The 23,407-nt window shown below is 66.7% G+C and carries 24 protein-coding genes; 12 read left to right on the top strand and 12 right to left on the bottom strand.

What is annotated here, in order from left to right; all coding sequences use genetic code 11:
• Positions 1–49: 49 nt before the first annotated feature.
• From truB to AC1RP5_RS01675, 5 genes are all read left to right on the top strand, one after another.
• Positions 50–955 carry a tRNA pseudouridine(55) synthase TruB gene (gene truB, locus AC1RP5_RS01695; RefSeq protein WP_493108828.1) on the top strand — a complete coding sequence of 302 codons (906 nt, stop codon included), beginning with the start codon at positions 50–52 and terminating at the stop codon, positions 953–955.
• Positions 956–971: 16 nt separating this feature from the next.
• The gene (rpsO, locus tag AC1RP5_RS01690) at positions 972–1,241 is read left to right on the top strand and encodes a 30S ribosomal protein S15 (protein ID WP_493108827.1); all 270 of its coding nucleotides are present in this window, start codon (positions 972–974) and stop codon (positions 1,239–1,241) included.
• A gap of 203 nt (positions 1,242–1,444) precedes the next feature.
• The gene (gene pnp, locus AC1RP5_RS01685; RefSeq protein WP_493108826.1) at positions 1,445–3,583 is read left to right on the top strand and encodes a polyribonucleotide nucleotidyltransferase; all 2,139 of its coding nucleotides are present in this window, start codon (positions 1,445–1,447) and stop codon (positions 3,581–3,583) included.
• Positions 3,584–3,760: 177 nt separating this feature from the next.
• Positions 3,761–4,762 carry a Bug family tripartite tricarboxylate transporter substrate binding protein gene (locus AC1RP5_RS01680; RefSeq protein WP_493108825.1) on the top strand — a complete coding sequence of 334 codons (1,002 nt, stop codon included), beginning with the start codon at positions 3,761–3,763 and terminating at the stop codon, positions 4,760–4,762.
• Between the two features lie 39 nt (positions 4,763–4,801).
• Entirely contained in the window at positions 4,802–5,443 is a 642-nt protein-coding gene (locus tag AC1RP5_RS01675) for a dioxygenase family protein (protein WP_493108824.1), read from the top strand.
• A 9-nt stretch (positions 5,444–5,452) separates the two neighbouring features.
• On the opposite strand, the gene AC1RP5_RS01670 is transcribed toward AC1RP5_RS01675, so the two are convergent.
• The 3 genes from AC1RP5_RS01670 to fabA are packed head-to-tail and all read right to left on the bottom strand — an operon-like array spanning position 5,453 to position 8,097.
• Positions 5,453–6,301: an SDR family oxidoreductase gene (locus tag AC1RP5_RS01670; RefSeq protein WP_493108823.1), complete on the bottom strand. Its 849-nt coding sequence runs from the start codon at positions 6,299–6,301 to the stop codon at positions 5,453–5,455.
• A 12-nt stretch (positions 6,302–6,313) separates the two neighbouring features.
• Entirely contained in the window at positions 6,314–7,561 is a 1,248-nt protein-coding gene (gene fabB, locus AC1RP5_RS01665) for a beta-ketoacyl-ACP synthase I (RefSeq protein ID WP_493108822.1), read from the bottom strand.
• On the bottom strand, positions 7,561–8,097 hold the full coding sequence (gene fabA / locus AC1RP5_RS01660; RefSeq protein WP_493108821.1) for a bifunctional 3-hydroxydecanoyl-ACP dehydratase/trans-2-decenoyl-ACP isomerase: 537 nt from the start codon (positions 8,095–8,097) through the stop codon (positions 7,561–7,563). Before fabA ends, fabB begins: the two co-directional genes overlap by 1 nt.
• 137 nt (positions 8,098–8,234) lie before the next feature.
• Between fabA and irrA the strand changes: the two genes are divergently transcribed.
• The 4 genes from irrA to AC1RP5_RS01640 all read left to right on the top strand — a co-directional run bounded on the left by irrA (position 8,235) and on the right by AC1RP5_RS01640 (position 11,219).
• On the top strand, positions 8,235–8,642 hold the full coding sequence (gene irrA / locus AC1RP5_RS01655) for an iron response transcriptional regulator IrrA (RefSeq protein ID WP_493108820.1): 408 nt from the start codon (positions 8,235–8,237) through the stop codon (positions 8,640–8,642).
• Positions 8,643–8,769: 127 nt separating this feature from the next.
• Entirely contained in the window at positions 8,770–9,189 is a 420-nt protein-coding gene (locus tag AC1RP5_RS01650) for a rubrerythrin family protein (protein WP_444778743.1), read from the top strand.
• A gap of 87 nt (positions 9,190–9,276) precedes the next feature.
• On the top strand, positions 9,277–10,635 hold the full coding sequence (locus tag AC1RP5_RS01645; RefSeq protein ID WP_493108819.1) for a heterodisulfide reductase-related iron-sulfur binding cluster: 1,359 nt from the start codon (positions 9,277–9,279) through the stop codon (positions 10,633–10,635).
• Positions 10,635–11,219: a DUF3501 family protein gene (locus tag AC1RP5_RS01640; RefSeq protein WP_493108818.1), complete on the top strand. Its 585-nt coding sequence runs from the start codon at positions 10,635–10,637 to the stop codon at positions 11,217–11,219. The genes AC1RP5_RS01645 and AC1RP5_RS01640 overlap by 1 nt, the downstream gene beginning before the upstream one ends.
• A gap of 21 nt (positions 11,220–11,240) precedes the next feature.
• Here AC1RP5_RS01640 and AC1RP5_RS01635 read toward each other — a convergent pair whose 3' ends face one another.
• From AC1RP5_RS01635 to AC1RP5_RS01625, 3 genes are read right to left on the bottom strand one after another with little or no spacing between them, the layout of a single operon-like run.
• On the bottom strand, positions 11,241–12,299 hold the full coding sequence (locus AC1RP5_RS01635; protein ID WP_493113271.1) for an energy transducer TonB: 1,059 nt from the start codon (positions 12,297–12,299) through the stop codon (positions 11,241–11,243).
• A gap of 51 nt (positions 12,300–12,350) precedes the next feature.
• The gene (locus AC1RP5_RS01630; RefSeq protein ID WP_493108817.1) at positions 12,351–13,547 is read right to left on the bottom strand and encodes an energy transducer TonB family protein; all 1,197 of its coding nucleotides are present in this window, start codon (positions 13,545–13,547) and stop codon (positions 12,351–12,353) included.
• Between the two features lie 35 nt (positions 13,548–13,582).
• Complete coding sequence (locus AC1RP5_RS01625) at positions 13,583–14,092, bottom strand: SH3 domain-containing protein (RefSeq protein ID WP_493108816.1); 510 nt, start codon at positions 14,090–14,092, stop codon at positions 13,583–13,585.
• A 195-nt stretch (positions 14,093–14,287) separates the two neighbouring features.
• Between AC1RP5_RS01625 and AC1RP5_RS01620 the strand changes: the two genes are divergently transcribed.
• Together AC1RP5_RS01620 and AC1RP5_RS01615 are read left to right on the top strand one after the other, a co-directional pair.
• Positions 14,288–15,283: a 2-hydroxyacid dehydrogenase gene (locus AC1RP5_RS01620; RefSeq protein ID WP_493108815.1), complete on the top strand. Its 996-nt coding sequence runs from the start codon at positions 14,288–14,290 to the stop codon at positions 15,281–15,283.
• Positions 15,284–15,371: 88 nt separating this feature from the next.
• Positions 15,372–15,659, top strand: a complete 288-nt coding sequence (locus AC1RP5_RS01615; protein WP_493108814.1) for a GIY-YIG nuclease family protein — start codon at positions 15,372–15,374, stop codon at positions 15,657–15,659.
• Positions 15,660–15,821: 162 nt separating this feature from the next.
• Here AC1RP5_RS01615 and AC1RP5_RS01610 read toward each other — a convergent pair whose 3' ends face one another.
• The 3 genes from AC1RP5_RS01610 to AC1RP5_RS01600 are packed head-to-tail and all read right to left on the bottom strand — an operon-like array spanning position 15,822 to position 18,521.
• Positions 15,822–16,691, bottom strand: coding sequence for a YihY/virulence factor BrkB family protein (locus tag AC1RP5_RS01610; protein ID WP_493108813.1), 870 nt, complete (start codon positions 16,689–16,691; stop codon positions 15,822–15,824).
• A gap of 2 nt (positions 16,692–16,693) precedes the next feature.
• Entirely contained in the window at positions 16,694–18,112 is a 1,419-nt protein-coding gene (locus AC1RP5_RS01605; RefSeq protein ID WP_493108812.1) for a 1-acyl-sn-glycerol-3-phosphate acyltransferase, read from the bottom strand.
• Between the two features lie 22 nt (positions 18,113–18,134).
• Positions 18,135–18,521, bottom strand: a complete 387-nt coding sequence (locus tag AC1RP5_RS01600) for an MAPEG family protein (RefSeq protein ID WP_493108811.1) — start codon at positions 18,519–18,521, stop codon at positions 18,135–18,137.
• A gap of 110 nt (positions 18,522–18,631) precedes the next feature.
• On the opposite strand from AC1RP5_RS01600, the gene msrA reads away from it, so the two are divergent.
• Positions 18,632–19,294 carry a peptide-methionine (S)-S-oxide reductase MsrA gene (gene msrA, locus AC1RP5_RS01595; protein ID WP_493108810.1) on the top strand — a complete coding sequence of 221 codons (663 nt, stop codon included), beginning with the start codon at positions 18,632–18,634 and terminating at the stop codon, positions 19,292–19,294.
• Between the two features lie 209 nt (positions 19,295–19,503).
• Here the strand turns inward: msrA and add are convergent, their stop codons facing one another.
• The 3 genes from add to AC1RP5_RS01580 form a co-directional block, all read right to left on the bottom strand.
• Positions 19,504–20,571, bottom strand: coding sequence for an adenosine deaminase (gene add / locus AC1RP5_RS01590; RefSeq protein WP_493108809.1), 1,068 nt, complete (start codon positions 20,569–20,571; stop codon positions 19,504–19,506).
• An 11-nt stretch (positions 20,572–20,582) separates the two neighbouring features.
• On the bottom strand, positions 20,583–22,154 hold the full coding sequence (locus AC1RP5_RS01585; RefSeq protein WP_493108808.1) for an ABC transporter substrate-binding protein: 1,572 nt from the start codon (positions 22,152–22,154) through the stop codon (positions 20,583–20,585).
• A 62-nt stretch (positions 22,155–22,216) separates the two neighbouring features.
• Positions 22,217–23,407: an aminotransferase class V-fold PLP-dependent enzyme gene (locus AC1RP5_RS01580; protein ID WP_493108807.1), complete on the bottom strand. Its 1,191-nt coding sequence runs from the start codon at positions 23,405–23,407 to the stop codon at positions 22,217–22,219.

Raw genomic sequence — 23,407 nt, 5'->3', positions numbered from 1 at the left:
TGAAGCGATGGCTGGCGCGCAACGCCCCGGAGGCTTAAAGCCGTCCGCCATGGCGCGCAGGAAAAAAGGCGAGAAGGTCGATGGCTGGATCGTCCTCGACAAACCGGTCGGTCTCGGGTCGACGCCGGCCGTCGGCCGCGTGCGCCGCCTGTTCGGCGCCCAGAAGGCGGGACACGCCGGCACGCTCGATCCGCTGGCCAGCGGCATCCTGCCGATCGCGCTCGGCGAGGCCACCAAGACGGTGCCCTTCATCATGGACGCGGGGAAGGAATACCGCTTCACCCTGCGCTTCGGCGAAGCCCGTTCGACCGAGGATGCCGAGGGTGAGGTCACGGCCACCAGCGACGCCCGGCCGACGGATGCCGCCATCGCTGCTGCCCTGGGAGCCTTCCTGGGGGAGATCGACCAGACGCCGCCGGCCTTCTCGGCGCTGAAAATCGACGGCCAGCGGGCCTATGACCTGGCCCGTGCCGGCGAGACAGTGGAGCTGAAGTCGCGGCGGGTCCTGATCGAGGGGCTGGAGTTCCTCAACCGCCCCGACGCGGACCATGCAGATTTCGTGGTCCAGTGCGGCAAGGGCACCTATATCCGGTCCCTCGGCCGCGATCTGGCGCTCAGTCTTGGGACCGTCGGACACCTGTCGGCATTGCGTCGGACGGTCGTGGGACCCTTCCGCGAAGAGGGGTCCATTTCGCTTTCCAAACTGGAGGCCCTCGGGCATATTCCCGCGCTCTTCGGGGCCTTGGCTCCCGTTGCGACCGCGCTGGACGACATCCCGGCGCTGGCCATGACGGAGGCACAAGCGGACCGGTTGCGCCAAGGCCAGCCTGTTCTCTTGACCCGGGACGCACCTCCGTCAGGCGCACTTGTTCGCGCCGAAGTCGGCAGCAGGCTTGTGGCACTGGTCCGTTCGGACGGCGCCGCTCTCCAGCCGGTGCGCGTGTTCAACCTTTAGTTTCAGGAGATGACCGATGTCGATTACAGCCGACCGCAAGGCGGAGCTGATCAAGTCGTATAGCCAGGGTGAAGGCGACACAGGTTCGCCGGAAGTCCAGGTCGCGATCCTCAGCGAGCGTATTTCCAACCTCACCGAGCACTTCAAGGGCCACGCGAAGGACCACCATTCGCGCCGCGGTCTGCTGAAGATGGTCGGCCAGCGCCGCCGTCTGCTCGACTACCTCAAGTCGCGCGACGACAAGCGCTACGCCAAGTTGATCGAACGTCTGGGTCTGCGTCGTTGACCCTCCGGCCCCGTCCTTGTGACGGGGCCTTTTCGCGTCGCGTCGTTTGGTCCCCGTGAGTTCGGCCGTCTGACGCGACATCGCAGTAACCGGGAAGGCAGGGGCGAGAGCAAACGCCTGGCCCGGTCCTGTCGGCGCAAGGGCGCCGATGGGCGGTCGCAGCCAAACGGGGGCAGGCGACCGTGATGGAAAGGATGAATGAGATGTTTGAAGTTTTTCGCAAGGAACTCGACTGGGCCGGGCGCAAGCTCGTGCTCGAGACCGGAAAGATCGCGCGCCAGGCCGATGGCGCCGTCATGGCGAGCTACGGCGGCACCACGGTGCTGGCCGCCGTCGTGTTCGAGAAGAAGCCGAAGCCCGGCCTCGATTTCTTCCCGCTGACCGTGAACTACCAGGAGAAGGCTTTCGCCGCGGGCAAGATCCCCGGTGGCTTCTTCAAGCGTGAGGGCCGCCCGAGCGAGAAGGAGATCCTCACCTCGCGTCTGATCGATCGCCCGATCCGCCCGCTGTTCCACGAGAGCTATCGCAACGAGACGCTGGTCGTCGTCACGACGCTCGCGCACGATCTCGAGAACGATCCCGACATCCTGGCGATGGTCGCCACGTCGGCCGCGCTCACGATCTCGGGCGTGCCGTTCATGGGCCCGATCGGCGCCGCGCGCGTCGGCTACGCCGATGGCAAGTACATCGTGAACCCGACCAAGGTGCAGCTCGAGTCGAGCACGCTCGACCTCGTCGTCGCCGGCACCAAGGAAGGCGTGCTGATGGTCGAGTCGGAAGCCAAGGAGCTTTCCGAGGAAGTCATGCTGGGCGCCGTCATGGAAGCCCATCGCTCGTTCCAGCCGGTGATCGACGCGATCATCCAGCTCGCCGAGCATTGCGCCAAGGAGCCGCTGCCGCTCACCGATCCGTCGGAAGCGTCGAAGACCGTGGCCGCCAAGCTCAAGTCCGAGATGCACGGCAAGCTGGTCGAGGCCTTCGCCGAGACCCAGAAGCAGGCTCGCCAGGCCAAGATCGGCGCGGTGAAGACCGAAGCCAAGAAGCTGTTCGAAGGCGATGACGCCGCTCTGGCCGCGTTCGGCGAGCAGTTCGGCAACCTCGAGGCCGACGTCGTCCGCACCGCCATCCTCGACACCGGCAAGCGCATCGACGGCCGCGACACCAAGACCGTCCGTCCGATCGTCGCCGAAGTCGGCATCCTGCCGCGCGCCCACGGCTCCTCGCTGTTCACGCGCGGCGAGACCCAGGCGCTGGTCGTCGCCACGCTGGGCACCGGCCAGGACGAGCAGATCATCGACGCGCTCGAGGGCGAGTACCGCGAGCACTTCATGCTGCACTACAACTTCCCTCCGTACTCGGTCGGTGAAGTGCGCCGCATGGGCTCGCCCGGCCGCCGCGAAATCGGCCACGGCAAGCTCGCGTTCCGCGCGCTCCGCCCGATGCTGCCGTCGAAGGAGAAGTTCCCGTACACGATCCGCATCGTGTCGGAGATCACCGAGTCGAACGGCTCCTCGTCGATGGCCTCGGTCTGCGGCGGCTCGCTGTCGCTGATGGACGCCGGCGTTCCGATGGAGCGTCCGGTCGCGGGTATCGCCATGGGCCTGATCAAGGAAGGCGAGCGCTTCGCCGTCCTGTCGGACATCCTGGGCGACGAGGATCACCTCGGCGACATGGACTTCAAGGTGGCCGGCACCGAGAAGGGCATCACCTCGCTGCAGATGGACATCAAGATCACCTCGATCACCGAGGAGATCATGAAGGTCGCTCTGGGCCAGGCGAAGGACGGCCGTATCCACATCCTCGGCGAAATGGCCAAGGGTCTGGGCGGTGCGCGTGACGGCGTCGCGGCGACCGCGCCGCGCATCACGCAGTTCACCATCCCGAAGGACAAGATCCGCGAAGTCATCGGTACGGGCGGCAAGGTGATCCGCGAGATCACCGAGCAGACCGGCACCAAGATCGACATCGAGGACGACGGCACGATCAAGGTCGCGGCGGTCGACGCCACCGCCGGCCAGCGCGCCATCGACTGGATCAAGGGCATCGTGGCCGAGCCGGAAGTCGGCGTGATCTACACCGGCAAGGTCGTGAAGACCGTCGAGTTCGGCGCCTTCGTGAACTTCCTGGGTGCGCGCGATGGCCTCGTGCACATCTCGGAGCTGGCGCCGCGCCGCGTCGCCAAGGTGAACGACGTCGTGAAGGAAGGCGACCAGGTCAAGGTCAAGGTCCTGGGCGTCGACGACCGCGGCAAGGTCCGCCTCTCGATGAAGGCGGTCGACCAGGAGACGGGCGAGGACATCTCGAACAAGCCCGTCGAGGCCGCTCCGGCCGCCGGCGAGTAACGCCTCACCAATTCGATAACGGAAACGGCGGCCCACGGGCCGCCGTTTTTGTTTGGGGTTACGGACTGCGGGCCTCCAGGCCCGCCTCAGATTTGAGCGGGCCTGGAGGCCCGCGGTCCAGGGCATGAACACCCGTCCGTGCTACCGTGCGGCCCAACAATTGCTTGGGGGCACACCATGAAAATCACGCGACGTCTGCTGACGAACCTTTTGTGCACGGCGCCTCTGGCGGCTGCGGTCGAAGCCCAGGCCCAGGCGCCGACCCAGTCCCCGAACGACTGGCCGACGCGGCCGGTGCGGTTTCTCGTGCCCTGGCCGGCGGGTGGCCTGAACGACATCATCGCGCGCTCCTTCAACGACAAGGTCTCGATCGCGCTGGGCAAGCAGGTGATCACCGACTTCAAGGCGGGCGCGGCCGGCCGTATCGGCGTCACCGAGATCGCGAAGGCCAAGCCTGACGGTTACACGATCGGCATGGGCAACCTCGGCCCCCTCACCATCTTCCCCTCGCTGTACAAGCACATGCCCTACAGCGTGAAGGACGACCTGATCCCGATCACCATGTTCGCCGCCTCGCCGCTGGTGCTGGTGGTCTCGGGAGACTCGCCCATCAAGACCGTGAAGGACCTGATCGAGGCGGCGAAGGCCAAGCCTGGCGTCCTCAATTACGCCTCGGTCGGGCCGGGCAGTCCCGCGCACCTTACCTTCGAGATGCTGAAGAAGCGGACTGCCAGCGATCTCCTGCATGTTCCCTTCAAGGGCACCAACGAATCGCTGCCGGCGATGTTCGCGGGCGACATCCACGCGATGTTCGATACGCTGCCGCTCGCTCTGCCGCACATTCAGGCGGGCAAGTTGCGCGCGCTCGCGGTGACGACCTTGCAGCGCGTGCCGCAGCTTCCCGACGTGCCGACGCTGAAGGAGCTGTCGCTTGGCGATGACGAGGTGGTGACCTGGTACGCCGTGATCGCGCCCGCCGGTACGCCGCAGCCGATCGTCGACCGGCTCTACAAGGAATACACCGCCGCCGCCGGCACGCCCGAAGTGAAGAAGATGCTGACGGACAACGGCCTCATCTACCTGCCCAATACGATGGCGCAGTTCCAGACGCGCATCGCCGAGGAAACCGCGCGGTGGGCGCAGCTCATCAAGGAAAACAATCTCCAGCTCGACCAGTAGTCGAGGGATGATCGCGTTTTTGCCTGCGTAACTTTCGGCATGACAACGCTTTCGAATCTCTCCCGCCGCACCGTTCTCGTCGGTGCCGGCGTCGCCCTGATGCCACTCGCCCCGGCACGTGCCGCAGGCCTCGTGCCGACACCCGCGCAGACCGAGGGGCCGTTCTATCCGACGGGCTTTCCCGCCGACATGGACAACGACTTGGTGCAGGTGCGGGGGCAGGCGGCGCAGGCGATGGGGCAGGTGCTGCATCTGCAGGGAAAGGTGATCGACCTCGGCGGTGCGGTGCGCAGCGGCGCGATGATCGAGATCTGGCAGTGCGACGCGCAGGGCCTCTACGACCATCCGCGCCAGCCCGGCCGCGACCGGCGCGATGCGGCGTTCCAGGGCTATGGCCGCATGCTGGTCGATGCCGAGGGCCGCTACAGCTTCCGTACCCTGAAGCCCGTCGCCTATCCCGGCCGTACGCCGCACATCCATCTCAAGGTGGCGACTGGCGACGGGAGGATGCTCACCAGCCAGTTCTATGTCGCGGGCGATCCGCAGAACGAGCGCGATGGCGTGTTCAGGAGCGCCATCCGCGTTCCCGGGCAGCGCGAGCGGATCGAGATGAAACTGGAACCGGCGTCGGGGCTGGAGCCCAACGCCCTGGCGACCACGATGGATATCGTGATCGCCTGAAGCGGCGGGCTACTGCTCGCCGCTGGCGCTCGGCGCCGCGCTGCCGTCGTGCGGCAGGCCGATCGCGTGATAGCCGCTATCGACGAAGTGCACCGTGCCGGTAACGCCGGCGCTGAGATCCGACAGGTAGTAGAGCGCGGCACCGCCGACATCGGTCAGCTCGACGTTGCGCCGCAGCGGCGCCGCGTCGCGCGACACGCGATAGACGTAGCGCGCGCCGCCGATCACCGCGCCCGCGAGGGTGCGCATCGGGCCGGGCGAGATCGCGTTCACGCGCACGCCCTGCGGGCCGAGATCGGCCGCGAGATAGCGCACGCTCGCCTCGAGCGCGGCCTTCGCCACGCCCATGACGTTGTAGGACGGCATCACCCGCGTCGAGCCTTCGTAGGTCAGCGTGATCATGCTGCCGCCGTTGGTCATCAGCGGCAGCGCGCGTCGCGCGATCTCGGTGAAGGAGTAGCAGGAGATGGTGAGGCTGCGCTGGAAGTTGGCCTTGCTGGTGTCGACGTAGCGGCCCTTCAGCTCCTCCTTGTCGGAGAAGGCGATGGCATGGACCACGAAGTCGAGGCTGCCCCATTCCGTCTTCAGCGTCTCGAACAGCCGGTCGAGGCTCGCCTCGTCCTCGACATCGGCCTCGACGATCACCTTGGAGCCCAGCTTCTGCACCATCGGCAGCACGCGCTTGCCGAACGCCGCGCCCTGGTAGGTGAAGGCCATCTCGGCGCCGGCGGCATGCAGCGCCTGCGTGATGCCCCACGCGATCGAGTGATTGTTGGCGACGCCCATGACCAGGCCGCGCTTGCCGGCCATCAGCTTGGGAACGTCAGGCAGCGACCTGGCGGCGGGATCGTTCGACATGGCGGCTCCGCCTCAGCGATCGTAGCGGGAGAACAGGAGGCAGGCGTTGGTGCCGCCGAAGCCGAAGCTGTTCGACATCACGGTCTGCAGGCCCGCCTTGTCGATGCGCTGGCGCGCGATCGGATAGCCCTCGGCGCCGGGATCTAGGTTCTCGATGTTGGCCGAGGCGGCGATGAAGTCTTCCTTCATCATCAGCAGCGAATAGATCGCCTCGTGCGCGCCGGTCGCGCCCTGGCTGTGGCCGGTCAGCGACTTGGTCGAGCTGACGGTCGGCAGCCTGTCGGGCTGCGTCTCGCCGAACACGGCGCGGATCGCATCGAGTTCGGTGATGTCGCCCACCGGCGTCGAGGTGCCGTGCGTGTTGATGTAGTCGACCGGCAGGTTGCGCATCGACCCGCCGGGGAAGCCGGCGATCGCCAGCTTCATGCAGCGCAGCGCGCCTTCGCCTGAGGGCGCCACCATGTCGGCGCCGTCGGAGGTGGCGCCGTAGCCGGTCACTTCGGCGTAGATCTTGGCGCCGCGCGCCTTGGCGGTCTCGAGTTCCTCGAGCACCACGATGCCGCCGCCGCCGGCGATCACGAAGCCGTCGCGGTCCTTGTCGTAGGTGCGGCTCGCGCGCTGCGGCGTGTCGTTGTACTTCGACGACATCGCGCCCATGGCGTCGAACAGGACCGACAGGGTCCAGTCGAGTTCCTCGCCGCCGCCCGCGAACATGCGGTCGGCCTTGCCGAGCTGGATGGTCTCGACGGCGTTGCCGATGCAGTGCGCCGAGGTCGAGCAGGCCGAGCTGATCGAGTAGCTCGGGCCCTTGAGCTTGAAGGCGGTTGCGAGATTGGCCGAGACGGTGCTCGACATGGCGCGCGGCACCTGGAACGGGCCGACGCGCTTGGGGCCCTTTTCCTTGGCGACCATGGCGGACTGCACGATGGCGCCGGTCGTCGGGCCGCCGGAGCCGGCGACCAGGCCGGTGCGCTCGTTCGAGATCTCGGCCTCGCTGAGGCCGGCGTCGGCGATCGCTTCCTTCATCGCGAGATAGGCATAGGCGCCGCCATTGCCCATGAAGCGCATGAGGCGGCGGTCGACCAGCTCCTCGACATTGAGCTTGAGCGTGCCGGCGACCTGGCTGCGGAAGCCCAGCTCCTTGTACTGCGGCACGAACTCGATGCCCGAGGTGCCTTCCTTCAGCGACTTCGTGACCTCGGCGGCGTTGTTGCCGATCGGGGAGACGATCCCAAGACCCGTGACGACGACGCGCTTCATCAGACTGCCGCCGCCGGAGCCGCGGCGTCCTTGATCAGGCCGACCTTCATGTCGATCGCCTCGTAAACCGGGTTGCCGTCCGCCGTCACGAAACCGTCGCCGACGCCCATGACGAGGCGGCGCAGGATCAGGCGCTTGGGGTGGACGTGATAGGTGAGTTTCTTGACGCTCGGCACGATCATGCCGGTGAGCTTGACCTCGCCGACGCCGATCGCCCGGCCGCGGCCCGGGGCCTTCATCCAGCCCAGGAAGAAGCCCAGCATCTGCCACAGCGCGTCGAGGCCCAGGCACCCCGGCATCACCGGGTCACCCTGGAAATGGCAGGCGAAGAACCAGAGGTCGGGCTTCACGTCCAGCTCGGCGATGATCTCGCCCTTGCCGTACTTGCCCCCCGTGGAGTCGATTTTGACGATACGGTCGAACATCAGCATGGGCGGCAGCGGTAGCTGGGCGTTCCCGGGACCGAAAAGGTTACCCTTGGCGCATTCGATCAGGTCTTCGTAGGTATAATTGTTCTTCTGCTCTAGCTCGCTCACATTCACCGTCCCACAGGCCGCCCCGGACAGGGCTTCTCGGCCAGAATAAGGATGCCGGACGCCCGGCGCAAACCAGAGGGCCCGGCGGTTCAGGCCCTTTTCTTGTCTTTTTCGCCTGCTTACATAAGACTGCAACCATGTCAGGCAATAGCCCCGATTTTACTGTCAGTCTCCGTGAGGCCGGCTTGCGCCCGACGCGCCAGCGCGTGGCCCTCGCGCGGGTGCTGTTCGAGGGTGGTCACCGCCATGTCACGGCGGAAAGTCTGCATGCCGAAGTGAAGGCGACCCGCATGCCGGTATCGCTGGCCACGGTCTACAACACGCTGAACCAGTTCCGCGATGCCGGTCTCCTGCACGAGGTCGTGGTGGCGCCGGGCCGCTCCTACTTCGACACCAATACCGGCGAGCACCATCATTTCTTCGTCGAGAACGATGGCGAGCTGCACGATTTTCCGTCCGACACCGTGACCATCGCGGGCCTGCCGGCGCCGCCCAAGGGCACCAAGCTTTCGCGGGTCGATGTGATCGTTCGCGTCCGCCGCTAGGCAGTCGCTACTGCGAAGCGTTTGCAGTTCTTTAGAATGTTTCTAAGCTGCTTGACGTTATTGCACGCCACCTCCTAAATCCCGGGGCGAGATCGGCGGATGGGCCGATCGAAAAGGGAGAAGGACCATGGCGAATCTCAAGGGATCCAAGACCGAAGACAATCTGAAGGCGGCTTTCGCCGGCGAGAGCCAGGCCAATCGCCGTTACCTGTATTTCGCCCAGAAGGCCGACGTCGAAGGCTACAACGACGTCGCCGTCGTGTTCCGCTCGACCGCCGAGGGCGAGACCGGCCATGCGCACGGCCATCTCGAATTCCTCGAAGTGAGCGGCGACCCGGCCACCGGCCTGCCGATCGGCCCGACCGACAGCAACCTCAAGGCCGCGATCGCCGGCGAGACGCACGAGTACACCGACATGTACCCGGGCATGGCGCGTACCGCGCGCGAGGAAGGCTTCGCCGAGGTCGCCGACTGGTTCGAGACGCTGGCCAAGGCCGAGAAGAGCCATGCCGGCCGTTTCCAGAAGGCCCTCGACACGATGGGCTGAGCCCATTGGGCTTTGCGAAGGGGACCCCACGCGGGTCCCCTTTTTCGTAACTGCATTCTTCCACTTCTTGCCAGCAGAGCAGACGCCATGCGCGAAGGCAGCCTCGAAGCCCCGATCCGTCACGACCTCGACTGGCAGAATCCCTGGTTCTGGGACGAGAAGGCCCTCGAGAAGGAAATGGAGCGCGTCTTCGACATCTGTCACGGCTGTCGCCGCTGCTTCAATCTCTGCGATTCGTTCCCGCGTTTGTTCGACCTGATCGACAACGGCCCGACCGGCGAACTCGACGGCGTGAAGAAGGAAGACTACGCGCAGGTCGAAGAGGCCTGCACGCTGTGCGACATGTGCTTCATGACCAAGTGCCCCTACGTGCCGCCGCACGAATGGGCGCTGGATTTCCCGCACCTGATGCTGCGCCATCGCGCGGTGCAGGCGCGCAAGAAGGGCGTGAACTTCGTCGACAAGCAGCTCGCCGACACCGATCGCAGCGGCCGCATCGGCAATTTCCTCGCCTCGGTCGTCAACTGGGCGAGCGACGAGCACAATGCCACGACGCGCCACAGCATGGAGCGCTGGACCGGCATCCATCACGGCGCCCGCCTGCCGCACTATGCCAGCGAGACCTTCGAGATCCGCGCGCGCCGTGAAGGCGTGGAGCTGAACGAGGCCGCGCCGGCCTTCGGCAAGCGCAAGGCCGTGCTCTATGCGACCTGCTTCGTGAACTTCAACAATACCGACATCGGCGCCGCCGCGCGTGCCGTGCTGGCGAAGAACGGTGTCGAGACCGAGGTCGTGCATCCGGCCTGCTGCGGCATGCCGAAGCTCGAGCTGGGCGACATCGAATCGGTCGCCAACGCGGCGAAGGAAGTCTCCGCGGCGCTGCTGCCGTGGGTCGACAAGGGCTACGACATCATCGCGCTGACGCCGTCCTGTGCGCTGATGCTGAAGTTCGAATGGAAGCTGATCTGCCCGAAGGACCCGGGGATCGAGCGCCTGTCGAACGCCACCTTCGATCTCTCCGAATACGTCGTCGACATCGCCAAGAAGCACGGTCTCGCGCCGGGCCTGGAGCCGCTGGAAGGCGGCGTCAGCGTCCACCTCGCCTGCCATGCGCGAGCGCAGAACATGGGCGCCAAGGCCGCCGAAATGCTGCGTCTGGTGCCGCAGACCAAGGTCGCGGTGATCGAGCGTTGCAGCGGCCATGGCGGCATCTGGGGCGCCCGCACCGAGAACTTCGAGACGGCGGTGAAGGTCGGCAAGCCCGCCGCGCAGGCCGCGCTCAAGAACGACACCAGCTTCGTCGCGTCCGAATGCCCGCTGGCGGCCGATCACCTGATGCAGGTAATGGAGATGACCGCGGGCGACACGGCGCCGAAGCCGTCGCGCGCCAGCCATCCGATCGAGCTTCTGGCGCAGGCCTATGGGCTCGTGAACAAGGAACAGTGATGCCACGCAAGATCGACGCCTCCGACATCATCCCGCTCGCCGACTACGCGAAGCTGCGGGCCGAGCGGCGCCGTCAGATCTCCGAGGTGAAGAAGAACCGCCGGCTCGAGGTCGGGCCTTTCGCGACCTTCTATTTCGAGTCTTTCGACACGATGCTGCACCAAGTGCTCGAGATGCTCTTCATCGAGAAGGGCGGCGCCGAGCAGCTCCCCGACGAGCTCGCGGCCTACAATCCGCTGATCCCCACCGGTGCTGAGCTGGTGGCGACCGTGATGTTCGAGATCGACGATCCGCTGCGGCGCGCGCGTGTGCTGGGCATGCTGGGCGGCGTCGAGCACAAGGCCTTCATCCGCGTCGGCGGCGAGATCATCCGCGGCGTGCCGGAAGACGACCAGGAACGTTCGCGCGACGACGGCAAGGCCTCGTCGGTGCAGTTCATCCGCTTTCCGTTTACCGCGGCACAGGTCGCGGCATTCAAGAGCGGCACCGGTGATGTCGTGGTGGGCTTCGATCACGCGAACTACGGCCACATGGCCGTCATGTCCGCGAACGTGCGCCAGGCCTTGTCGGGCGACTTCGCCTGATCTTCCGCTGGCGCCGCCGGCTCAGTAATTCATGTTCAGGACCAGCACGACCGGATCGCCGCGCATGCCGTCGGGCACCGGCGGCAGGGGCATGGCGCGCCGGATGGCCGCCATCTCGGCATTGTCGAGCAGCGGCCAGCCGCTTGAATTCTCGATCCTGAGATCGACGAGCTGGCCCGCCCGGTTGATCGTCACGCGGGTGGCGACGCGGCCATGCTGCCGGCCCGCGCGGGCCGCCGCCGGATAGTCGCGATAGGGTTCGATGTGCCGGTACACGCGCGACAGGTAGTCGTTGCGCTCGCCGCCATAGGCCATCGTCGATTCGAACGAACTGCCCGACGGTCCGCCGAGGCTCGACGTCTGCGGCGGATATTCCTCCAGCCGTTTCCCCGGCGGTGGCGCGGTGCGCGGTGTCTGCGGCCGGGCCGCCGGACGATAGGCCGGCCGCACGGGCTTGGGCGGCGTCTCGAGCGACGGCTCCACCGTCACCTGCGGCTTCCACGACGAAGCATCGGTCTGCCAGGCGCTTTCGGTTTCGGCTTCGCTGGGTGTCGTGGGCGCTGGTGTCGGGGCCGGCATCGCGGTGTCGACCGGTGCCGGAGGCGGAGCCTCGGCCACTGCCGGCTTGGGGGCGGGTGAGGGAGTGGTCGCAGGAGCAGGCGCGGGTGTCGGCGGCGGAGGCGGTGTCGGTTCGGCGGCCGCGGGTGGCGGCGAGGGCGCAGTCGGAGGCGCGGGTGCCGGCGTTGGCGGTGAAGGGGCGAGGGCCGCCTGCTGTGTCGGTTCCTTCGGCGGTGGCGTGTCGGCCGGCGCGGTGTCGCTCGCCTTCGACTCCGCCTGCGCAGGCTCGGCCGGCGCAGCGGCGGCGGGAGGCGCGGGGCTGGCCGCGGCCGAGGCGCTGCCGGCCGACAGCGGCTCCGGCTCGACCGACACCATGATCGGCGTCTCGGAATGGTCGAGAGGGCGCAAGGGCGAGATCCACCACAGCGCCGCCGCGACCAGCACATGCAGGCCGATCGCCAGGGCAAGGGCTGCCGGCGACATGCGCCCGGAGTGCGACCGGATGAAACTGTCGTGGGTCACGGCGCCCAAGTTTTACGTCCGGGCGGCGGCCTCGGCCAGCCCGGCGAGCTTTCAGCGCGGCGTGGTGTACTTGAATCCGAAGGGCAGCTGGAAGGTGTGGCGGTCGCCGGGCAGATCGGCAGGTATCGGCGGATAGGGGCTGGCGCGCCGGACCGAATCCAACACGCCGGCATCGAGCGAGGAAAGACCGCTCGATTTTTCCAGGGCGGCGTCGATCAGGCGCCCGTCGCGCGAGATCGTCAGGCGCACCAGCACCGTGCCCTCCTCGCGGAAAGCGCCGGTGCTTTTCGGAATGTATGGAAACTGCGCGATGCGCTGCACCAGCCGCTGGCGATAGTCGTCCTGCGCGCGCCTCTGGCCGTAATTGTCGGCGGGATTGCGGAGGCCGGGCGAAGGCTGCGACGCCGCGGCCTGCGATTCGGACGCTTGCGGCGCGGGGGCAGCCAGCGGCGACGGCCGCGTGGGTTGCTGCGGCTGGGCCGGTGGCGGGCGCTGAGCCGGCGGCGGTGGCGCCGGACGAGCAGCCTGCTGCGGCGGTGGCGGGCGTGGCACCGGCACGGGCTTGGGAACGTCGCGCTCGGTGACGGGAGGCGGCGGCGCTTCGAGCGGCGGCAGGGCCTGCTCCAGCGAAGGCGGTGGCGGGGGTGGAGGTTCCGGCTTGGTCACGGCCTGCTGCGGGGGCGGCGGCTCCTGCGGCTTCGGCTCGGGCTGGGCCATCGCCTGCTGCTGCGGCGGCGGTTCGGACTCCGCCTTCTTCGCTTCCTGCGGCTTGGGTTCTTCCGGCTTGGTCTCCGATGTAGGGGCGTTTTCGCGCACCGTGTCGGTCGTCTTCATCTCCGGCGTGGGCGGGGCGGGCTTTTCCGCGCCGGCGACGTCGCGGGGATTGGTGCTGCGCTCGGTGGGCAGCGGCGGCAGGCCGAGGCGGATCGGCGGTGTCGGCGCAGGGGCCTGGACCACGGGCGCAGGCGTGGGCGGCGGCGGCGGTGCGCTCGCGGCGGCCGGCGGGGGTGATGGGGCGGTTTCCGGTGCGGGCGTCGGTGGCGGCGGCGAGGCTTCGGTGGCCGGAGGCGCTGGCTCGGGCGCATCCATCGTGATCTCGATGGCTTCCTCGGGCCGCTCCAGCGCGCGCAGCGGCGAAACCCAGAACAGCAGGGCCGCGACGGCGACATGCAGCAGCGTCGTCAGCGCCAGTGCTGTCGGCGGCATGTGCGAAAAGCGCGTGTAGGTGAGACTGACGTCGTGGGCCACTGTGACCCCGTTCTACGGAACGGCCCCGCCGGCCGCTAGTTTATCGGCTCGGATTTATAGACGCCCCATATGCCGCTCCGCTGGAGCCAGCCGCTGATGCCGGAAACCTTCACCCGGCACCAGTCGCCATCACAGGAGCGGATCTCGCCCATGACCTCGGGCTCGAGCTTGGCCATGACGTCGGCCGAGGTGGCTGGCGTCTTGTAGAGGCTGGCGGTCTTTGCGGAGATGATGAAGCTGCGCTTGCCGGTCAGCAGGCTCTGGTGCACCCAGCCGCTGGCGCCCTGCCAGTCGCGGATTTTGCGCCAGTTCTCGTACTCGGCGACGATCTCGACCGGCATGGACTTGCGCTTGAACATCCAGTCGATCGGATAGCGCGAGCCGGGACCGGTGCGGACGTTGACCTCGTCGGAGCGCAGCGATGCGAAACGGGGGATCGGCAGGCCGGAGCCCTTGCGCTGGGCGCTGGTGGTCGGTTTGTCGGCGGCGACGGCTGCCTTGCCGCCGGCCTGGGGCAGTGAAAATGCCGCCAAAGCAACGAACAAGCCGCAAAGCAGGACCGACGATCGAATTCCCATCGGCGCTTATATACCTGAAATCTTCATAATGATCGACAAGTACTTGAAAAAGCGCGACTTTCTCCTAACCGTATTGCCGGGGCCGCTTGCTGGACAAAACGCGCGCGGACTTGGTAATCGGGCTTGGTCCCTGTCTCGAGCGAACGCCGGTCCCCTTTTCGCATGCCGTCCAGTCCCAAGAAGAAGCCTCTGGTGATCGTCACCCGAAAGCTGCCCGACGCGATCGAGACGCGTCTGATGGAGCTGTTCGACACGCGCCTCAACGCCGACGACAAGCCGATGACCGCCGCGCAGCTCGTCGAGGCCGCGAACACGGCCGACGTGCTGGTGCCGACCGTCACCGATCGCATCGACAGCCGCCTGCTCTCGCAGACGGGTCCGCAGCTGAAGCTGATCGCCTCGTTCGGCACCGGCGTCGACCACATCGATCTCGATGCCGCCCGCCAGCGCGGCATCACCGTCACCAACACGCCGGGCGTGCTGACCGAGGACACCGCCGACATGGCCATGGCGCTGGTGCTGGCCACCGCGCGGCGCATGGGTGAAGGCGAGCGGCTGGTGCGTGGCGGCAAGTGGTCCGGCTGGAGCCCGACCTCGATGCTGGGCGCGCGTCTCGGCGGCAAGCGCATGGGCATCGTCGGCATGGGCCGCATCGGCCAGGCGCTGGCGCGGCGCGCGCGCGGCTTCGGCCTCGCCATCCACTATCACAATCGCAAGCGCGTCCATGGCGACATCGAGCGCGAGCTCGAGGCGACCTACTGGGAGAGCCTCGACCAGATGCTGGCGCGCATGGACATCGTGTCGGTCAATTGCCCGCATACACCGGCGACGTTCCATCTCCTGTCGGCGCGCCGTCTCAAGCTGATGAAGCCGACGTCGATCCTCGTGAACACCGCGCGCGGCGAGGTGATCGACGAGAGCGCGATGGTGCGCATGCTGAAGGCGGGCGAGATGGCCAGCGCCGGCCTCGACGTCTACGAGAACGAGCCGCAGGTGAACCCGAAGCTGCTCGAACTCGACCGCGTCGTGCTGTTGCCGCACATGGGCTCGGCCACGCTCGAGGGCCGCATCGAGATGGGCGAGAAGGTCCTGATCAACATCAAGACCTTCACCGACGGCCACAAGCCGCCGGACCGCGTGCTGGCCACCATGTTCTAAAAGCAGCTCCGTCGTCTCGACCGAAGCACCGAAGGTGCGGAGCGGAGAGACCTTGCTGAAACGACAAGCCCATGCAGAATAATCTCGCATGGCGCGCCAGCCAGTCGTCTACATCCTCGCCAGCCCGAATCATCGTGCGCTCTATGTCGGGGTCACCACCGATATGGGCCGCCGGCTCGACGAGCATTGCCAGGGATTGTCGGCGCATACGTCTCACTACAACATCACCAAGCTCGTCTATCTCGAATCGCATGAGACAGCATCTTTGGCGATCGAGCGCGAGAAGCAGATCAAGCGGTGGCGTCGCGAAAAGAAGATTGCCCTGATCGAAAGCGCCAACCCCGAATGGTTGGATTTATCGAATGAGATTCTTTAATACCCGTCGTCTCGACCGAAGCCTCGCGTAAGCGAGGCGTAGCGGAGAGACCTTCCATCCACGATTAGCTGGCTATTTGTAGAGAGAAGGTCTCTCCGCTACGCGCCTTCGGCGCTTCGGTCGAGACGACGGAACTTCTTCTAGTAACGGATTGATCTCACTTTAAAGATCCCCCTCGACCATTTCCCGTGCTCGATTGTCGATCAGCACGTCGCGTGTCGCGCGGCCGACCTGGGCGCCGATCAGGATGGTGAGCGAGGTCCAGTACATCCACACCATGATGGCGGCGAAGCCCGCGGTGGCGCCGAACGCCGAGGTGAGCTGCGTCACCTCGAAGTAGAACACCAGCGCGCGGTTGCCGGCCGCGAACAGCAGCGCATTCACGGCGCCGCCGATCAGCGCGTAGCGCCACGGCACGCCGCCCGTCGGCAGCCATTTGTAGATCAGGGTGAAGAAGCCCGAGAGCAGGCCGTAATGTACCGAGGTCGAGATCGCCGGGCCGATCCAGACACCGAGGACGGGAAAGGCTTCGAGCACGCCCGCATAGGCCGAGATCAGCACGCTGGCCAGGATGACGACGATCAGCAGCACGCCCAGCACGATCATCAGCAGGATCGCGAGCATCCGCGACTTCAGGCTGGCCAGCACCGGATGAACGGTCGGGCTCTTATGATCCCGCCAGATCGCGTCGATGCCGTCGTCCAGTTCGACGAAGACGCGCGTGCCCGTATAGAGCAGCACCGCGGCGCCCGCGATGGCCGCGATACCGCCGCCGCGGAACAGGTCCTCCGAGGCGAAGCGGCGGATGGTGCGCAACTGGTCCTGCGCCACCAGCGTGCCCAGCGCGTCGAAGATCGCTTCCTGCGCCATCATCCGGCCGACGAACGGCTCGGCGATGGCGATGGTGAAGATCATGATCGGGCCCAGCGCGAACATCGTATAGAACGCCATCGCCGCGGCTGACGTGGAGAGCCGGTTCGCGAAGTAGCCGTAACCGGCCTCGAAGGCGATACGCCAGAGCGTGGTGATCATGTTCAACGCAGGTGAGCGATGGCGTTGGCATAATACGCGAGAATCGGCCGCTCGGATGCCACGACCGAAAAAAGCCCATCGCTGCTTTCCTCGACGAGATGGCGCAGCGACAGCATGCGCAGGCCGACATGGAAGGCGTAATCACGATCGCCGCGCGGCAAATAGAGCTTGGCGCCGCGACCCTCGAGATGCGCGATCAGTGCGGAGGCCCGGACCTTGAGCTCCAGCTCGTCGAGCGGTCCCTCGGCGTCGAGCAGGACGGTCGCCATCAGCGAGACCGGCAGGACGGGCACGAGGGGGGCGATCTCGCCCATCACATCGTTCGCCAGCCGACCGATCACCTCGAAGCGCTGGTCCTTGTCGAGCGTGCGGAGATCGCCGCCGCCCGGTCCGCCGTTCCTGGCCAGCCAGTCGCGCGCCGAGATCAGGCCGCCGAAATTCACGCAGGCATAACCGAAGCGGAACCATTGTCCGCGCAACATCAGCCCGATCTGACTCGCCCAGAAGGAAAGCGCGGTGCGGGCGGCGAACCAGACGCTGCGCCGTCCGGCCTCGCGGTCGAGCGAGCGCAGCAGGGTGCGGTCCTCCAGCACGCGATCGTAGTTCAGCGCCACCGGCACGAAGACGATGTCGTGCGCGGCCGTGGGATCGAACGATTTCAGCATGTAGTCGAACAGGCCGAGCTTGGGCTCGCGCAGCCGGCCGTCGCGCGACAGCCCGCCTTCGGGATACATCGCTTGCGCCACGCCCGCCTCGGTCGCCATGTGGACGTAGCGTTCGAGGACGCGGCGGTAGATCGGGCTGTCTGAGTTGCGCCGCACGAAATAGGCGCCCATCGACCGGATGAGCTGCTGCAGCGGCCAGATCCGTGCCCATTCACCGACGGCGTAGGACAATGCCGTGCGTTCGGCGGCGAGGAAGGCCACCAGCACGTAATCCATGTTGCTGCGGTGGTTCATCACGAACACCACCGTGGTGTCGGGCGACACGCCGGCTAGCGTCCGTTCGTCGGCGTAGCCCAGGCGCACGCGGTAGAGGAAACGCGCGACGGCGCGGGCGATCGAATAGCCGACACGGAAATAGATGTAGGCGTTGAAGGTCGGCACGATCTCGCGCGCGTAGCGATGGACCTCGGTCATCGCGACCTCGCGCGGTACGTTGTGGGTGCGCGCATGCTCGTTGGCGGCGGCGACCACCTGCGGGTCGTAGATCAGCCGGTCGATCAGGACCTGCCGCTTGGTGAGCTGGAATGGCTTGATCTCGACGGAGAGGCCGCGATTGACCCTGTCGATCAGCCGGTTGAGCCGGCGCCGCAGGAACCAGCGGCCGCTCGGGATCAGCAGCCGGTCGAGCAGCGACCACAGCGCGAAGGCCGCGATCGCGACGAACAGCCAGAGCGGAACGGTGACCGGCTCGCCCATGACCGTTCCTGCAGGCCTTCCGTCAGTACTGCTTGAGGCCGAGGCCCGCGATCGCGAGCATGATCGAGGCGACGCCCAGCGTCGCGGTGGTGGCCATTGCCCCCAACATGCGGCCCTTCGGAACCAGGCCCAGCATGCCGCCGGCGTGCAGGAGGCGGCCGACCAGCAACACCACCGACAGGATCGCCACGGTACGGAAGCCGTAGAAGTCGCTGGCCATGTAGATCATCAGCAGGGTGATCGGCGCGAACTCCACCAGGTTGCCGTGCGCGCGCACCGCCGACTGCAGTTCGGCATCGCCGCCATCACCCAGGCTGATCCGCTTGCGGCCGCGCAACAGTCCGATGTTTGCCGTGAGCGCGACGGCCAGAAGGCCGAGCAGCCCGGCACACACGTAGAATACGGGCATCGACGACCTCTCCCTGCGCTGTGGCCGTTACGCTTCGGCCTCTCGATTTGCCGGTATTGTATGGCCATATTGGCAGAGGACCAGCACGCGAAAGCAAGAGGAGCCGCGCCATGTGGCGAATTCTGCGCAAGAAGACCGAGTTGCCGACCGCCGACCGGGCCCTGCCGGGCCGCCCGTCGCCGGACTTCGAGATTCCCGTGATGCATTACGTCAACGGCACCCTCATCCAGCCGCCATTCCCGGCCGGCCTCGAACAGGCGATGTTCGGCCTCGGCTGCTTCTGGGGCGCCGAGCGCGTGTTCTGGGAAGCGCCGGGCATCTACGCCACCGCGGTCGGCTATGCGGCGGGCCTGACGCCCAACCCGACCTACGAGGAGGTCTGCTCGGGCTACACCGGCCACAACGAGGTGGTGTCGGTCTGGTTCGATCCGGCGAAGACCTCGTACGAGGCGCTGCTGCGCCTGTTCTGGGAGAGCCACGACCCGACTCAGGGCATGCGCCAGGGCAACGATGTCGGCACGCAGTATCGCTCGGGCATCTACGCCTTCTCGGCCGCGCAGAAGACGCAGGCCCAAGCCTCGCGCGCGGTGTTCCAGAAGGAGCTCGACAAGAGGGGCTACGGCCGGATCACGACCGAGATCGTCGAGGCTCCGGCGTTCTTCTATGCCGAGGACTATCACCAGCAATATCTCGCCAAGAACCCCGGCGGCTATTGCGGCCTCGGCGGCACGGGCGTGTCCTGTCCGATCGGGCTCGATGTGGCTGCGGAGTAGTCTCGCCTTCGCCCCGATCTCATGGCTCCTCTCCGCCACGAAGTGGGGGAGAGGAAGGGGCCCATTGCGCAGCAATGGGAAGGTGAGGTGGTGCCAGATACGATGCGGCGAATTGGTTGAGGGACACCTCACCCTCCCCACGCTTCGCGCGGGTCCCCTCCCTCTCCCCACGCTGGCGCGCGCGGAGAGGGCACTTCAAAGCGTAGACATCAGACCGGCAGCGCCTTGTTCTCGTAGTCGAACTCCTTATCGAGCGCGGCGATCTGGCGGCGGAAGTCGATGCGCAGTTTCGCCTTGTCGCTCTCGTCGAGCCACGAGCCTTCGACCGAGTTCAGGCTGAACATACGCGCCTTGTCGGGGCCCCAGCCGATCGTGTCGAACAGGGTCATGAAGCCGTGGCCGAGATTGGTGCCGAACATCGCGGGATCGTCGGTGTTGATCGTGACGTTCAGGCCGGCCTCGACCATGCGCCGGATGCGCTGCGGCCGATGCGGGCGATTGTGCAAAAGGCTGGTCCAGGCGCAGGGCGTGAAATAGAGCCCGTCCTTGCGCGCCTCGCTCATCACGAAGTCCGAGGCCAGCATGTTGTAGCCGTGGTCGATGCGGTCGCAGCGCAGCACGTCACGGCAGATCAGGTAGTTGGTCGGCGGCGCTTCCAGCGGCGTCAGGTAATCCTCGCAGCAATGCGCCGTGCAGCGCAGCCCGCCCTTGCGCGCGAGCGCATAGGCCTCGGCGAAGGTGGCGGGCGGGCCGACGCTTTCGTTGCCGTCGAGGCCGATGCCGATCACCAGCTCATGGCGATGGGCCAGCGCGGTCTCGACGATCTCGACGGCCTGGGCGGGTGAATTGATCGAGCGGTCGATGCAGCAGATCAGACGCGCCGAGATGCCGAAGTCGCGGGCCACGCGCTCGACGCCGTCGGCCATGCCGCCCACCATCGACGGATAGTCGATGCCGTTGGGGTAGAAGTAGTCGGGATTGAAGAAGAACTCGACGTGCCGCAGGTTGCCGTCACGCCTGGCGTCTTCGCAATATTCGTAGACCGCGCGGCTGAAATCCTCCGGCGTGCGCAGCACCAGCGCGGCGAGGCGCAGGATTTCGAGGAACCCGTCGAAGTTGGGCCACTGGTAGAGCTGCTCCGCCGGCCGTGGCAATGGCAGGCCGTACTTCTTCGCAAGCTCGGCCACGGTCGTGGCGCGCAGGGTGCCGGCGAGATGGCAATGCAGCTCGGCCTTGGGAATGCGCCGCAGGTATTCGTCGGCAACGGCCTTCGCCATGGCGGCGCTCCTTACTTCTTCTCGATGTTGTAGAGCAGCATCACCGGCGACTTCAGCACGCCTTCGAGATTGTTGCGCCAGGCCGAGGGCGTCGTGAACTGCGCCAGCGGCAGGTACAGCACCTGCTCGTAGGCGCGGGCCTGGATCTCGTTGGCGATGGTTTTCCGCGTCGCCTCGCCGGGGGCGGTGGCGAACTTGAGCCGCAGCTCCTCGGTCTTGGGATCGGTCGGCCAGCCCCAGGCGGCCGCCGGCGGGCCGGAGGCGACCAAGAACGGGTTGCTGAGCGGGTTGCCCTGGTCGGGCACGGAGTTCGTTGTGTGGGCGAGGTTCCAGCCGCCTTGTGCGACGGGCCCGGTGTTGAGGCGGCGCGTGGCGAAGGTCTGGAAGTCCATCGACACCATGTCGACCTTGAAGCCGAGATCGACCAGCACCTGGCGCGTGACGTTGCCCAGTGCGGCGATGCCCGGCGCGTTGGCGACGTGCAGCATCACCAGCGGCTTGGACATGTCGACATTGGCGTCCTTCAGCATCGCCTTGGCGGCGGCCATATCGAAGGAGGGGATGCCGTCCTTGCTCTCGTAGGGCATGCCGCAGCCGAAGATCGCGGCGCAGTCGGTGGCGAACTTCGGATCGCCCGCGACGACGGCGGCGTACATCGACCGGTCGACCGCACGGGCGATCGCCTGCCGCACCTTGATGTTGTCGAACGGCGGCTGCAGGTGGTTCATGCGCATGATCGCCTGGAAGCCGAACTTGCTCACCACTTCGGCCTTGGCGCCGGACTTCGCATCGAACAGCGGAAGGAGATCGGCCGGCACGCGCTCGAGGTAGTCGACCTCGCCGCGGATCAGCGCGCTCACCTGCGTCTGCGCGTCGGGCATGCCCAGCATCTCGACGCGATCCATCTTGGCGATCTTGGCGCCCGAGGCCCAGATAGGCGGCTCGCTGCGCGGCTTGTAGTCGGCGAACTTGTCCAAAACGATCTTCACGCCGGGCTCATGCAGGTCGGCGCGGAACTTGTAGGGGCCGGAGCCGATGATCTCCTTCACCTGCTCGCTGCCCGGCGTCTTGGCGATCCTCTCCGGCATCATGAACGGCACCGGCGCGCCGATCTTGGCGAGGCTGTCGAGCACCAACCCGTAGGGCTCCTTCAGCACCAGCTTGATCGTGGTGGGGTTGGTCGCTTCGAGCGAGGCGGTGAACTTGGCCAGCGTCTGGCCCATGCTGTCGCGCGAGGCCCAGCGCTGGATCGAGGCGACGCAGTCGGCCGCCGTCACCGGCTGCCCGTCATGCCACTTGAGGCCCGGCCGCAGCACGAACGAGTAGGTGAGCTTGTCGTTGCTGATCGTGTAGCTCTCGACCATCTGCGGCTTGGGCTCGAACTTGTCGTCGACGGCGAACAGCGTGTCGTAGATCAGGTAGCCCAGGTCGCGCGTCGTGAACGACGTGGTGAAATGCGGATCGAGCACGCGGCTCAGCGTCTCGGGCGCCACCTTGAGGATCGATTGCGCCTGCACCTGTGTCGCGCCCAGCAGCGCCACGGCGGCAAGGGCCGCCACCGACCATGAACGACGGATAATCATATTCTCCCCCTCGGAACGACCGGCTCGATCAGCAGCCGGTCGGCAGCAAGCCCCATGCCACGCTAGCGGCGGATCGCAGCGTCGAGCGCCGTCACGAAACGGTCAAGCTCGGCCTCGGTATTGTAGACGTGCACCGAGGCCCGCATCACGTCGCGCAGGCCGCGGCCCTTGAGATCCAGTCGCGACGAGAACTGCGTCGAGACCGAGACGTTGATGCGCTGCTCGCGCAAGGTCTGCTTCAGCGCCGGATGATCCTTGCCGTCCACGGCGAAGGTCACGATCGCGCCCTTGGTGACGCCGAGATCGGTGAGCGTCACGCCCTTCAGCGTCGCGAGACGCGCGCGTAGGCCGTCGGCCAACTCGCGCAGGCGCGCCCAGATGGCCGGCATGCCAAGCTCGTTCGACTGGTCGGCCGCTTCCTTGAGGCCGATCACCCCGGCGAAATAGCGCTCCCAGTTCTCGAAGCGCTTGGCGTCGCCGATCACCGTGTATTCGTTGTCGCCGGTCCAGCGGGCGGCATGGTTGTCGAGGAAGATCGGCTCGATCCGCGAGGTGCTGCGCTCGCGGGCATAGAGGAAGCCCGTGCCGCGCGGCCCGCGCATGTACTTGCGGCCGGTGGCCGAGAGGAAGTCGCAGCCGATTTTCTTCACGTCGATCGGCATCATGCCGACCGACTGGCAGGCATCGAGCAGGTAGAGGATGCCGGCATCGTTCACGATCTTGCCCACCGCCTCGGCCGGCTGCACCAGCCCGCCCTGGGTCGGGATGTGCGAGATCGACACCAGCTTCGTGCGCTTGTCGATGGCGCGTTCGAGGGCGGCGATGTCGATCTGGCCGTGCCTGTCGTCGGGAATGACGACGATCTCGGCGCCGGTCTTCTTCGCCATCTGCAGGTAGGAGATGTAGTTCGACGAATACTCGCTGACACAGGTCAGGATGCGGTCGCCCGGCTTGAAGTCGAGCGAGTAGAAGGCGAGGTCCCAGGCGCGCGTGGCGTTCTCGACGAAGGCGATCTCGCCGGCCTCGGCGCCGATCAGCTTGGCGATCGAGGGGTAGAAGCCGTCGAGCACCGGCCGCGCCCGGTCGGCCGCCTCGTAGCCGCCGATCTCGGCTTCCAGCCGCAGATGGTCGAGCGTCGCGTCGAGAGTGCGGCGGCTGGGCAGCGACGATCCGGCGGCATTGAGATGCAGCACGTGCGCGCAGCCCGGCGTCTCGGCGCGGATGCGGTCGATGTCGAGCTGGGCGGTGGTCAT

The sequence above is a fragment of the Reyranella sp. GW821-FHT12G01 genome (genome assembly GCF_058806575.1).
The sequence above is the reverse complement of the archived record's forward strand: the minus strand, read 5'-3'. Positions and strand labels throughout refer to the sequence as shown.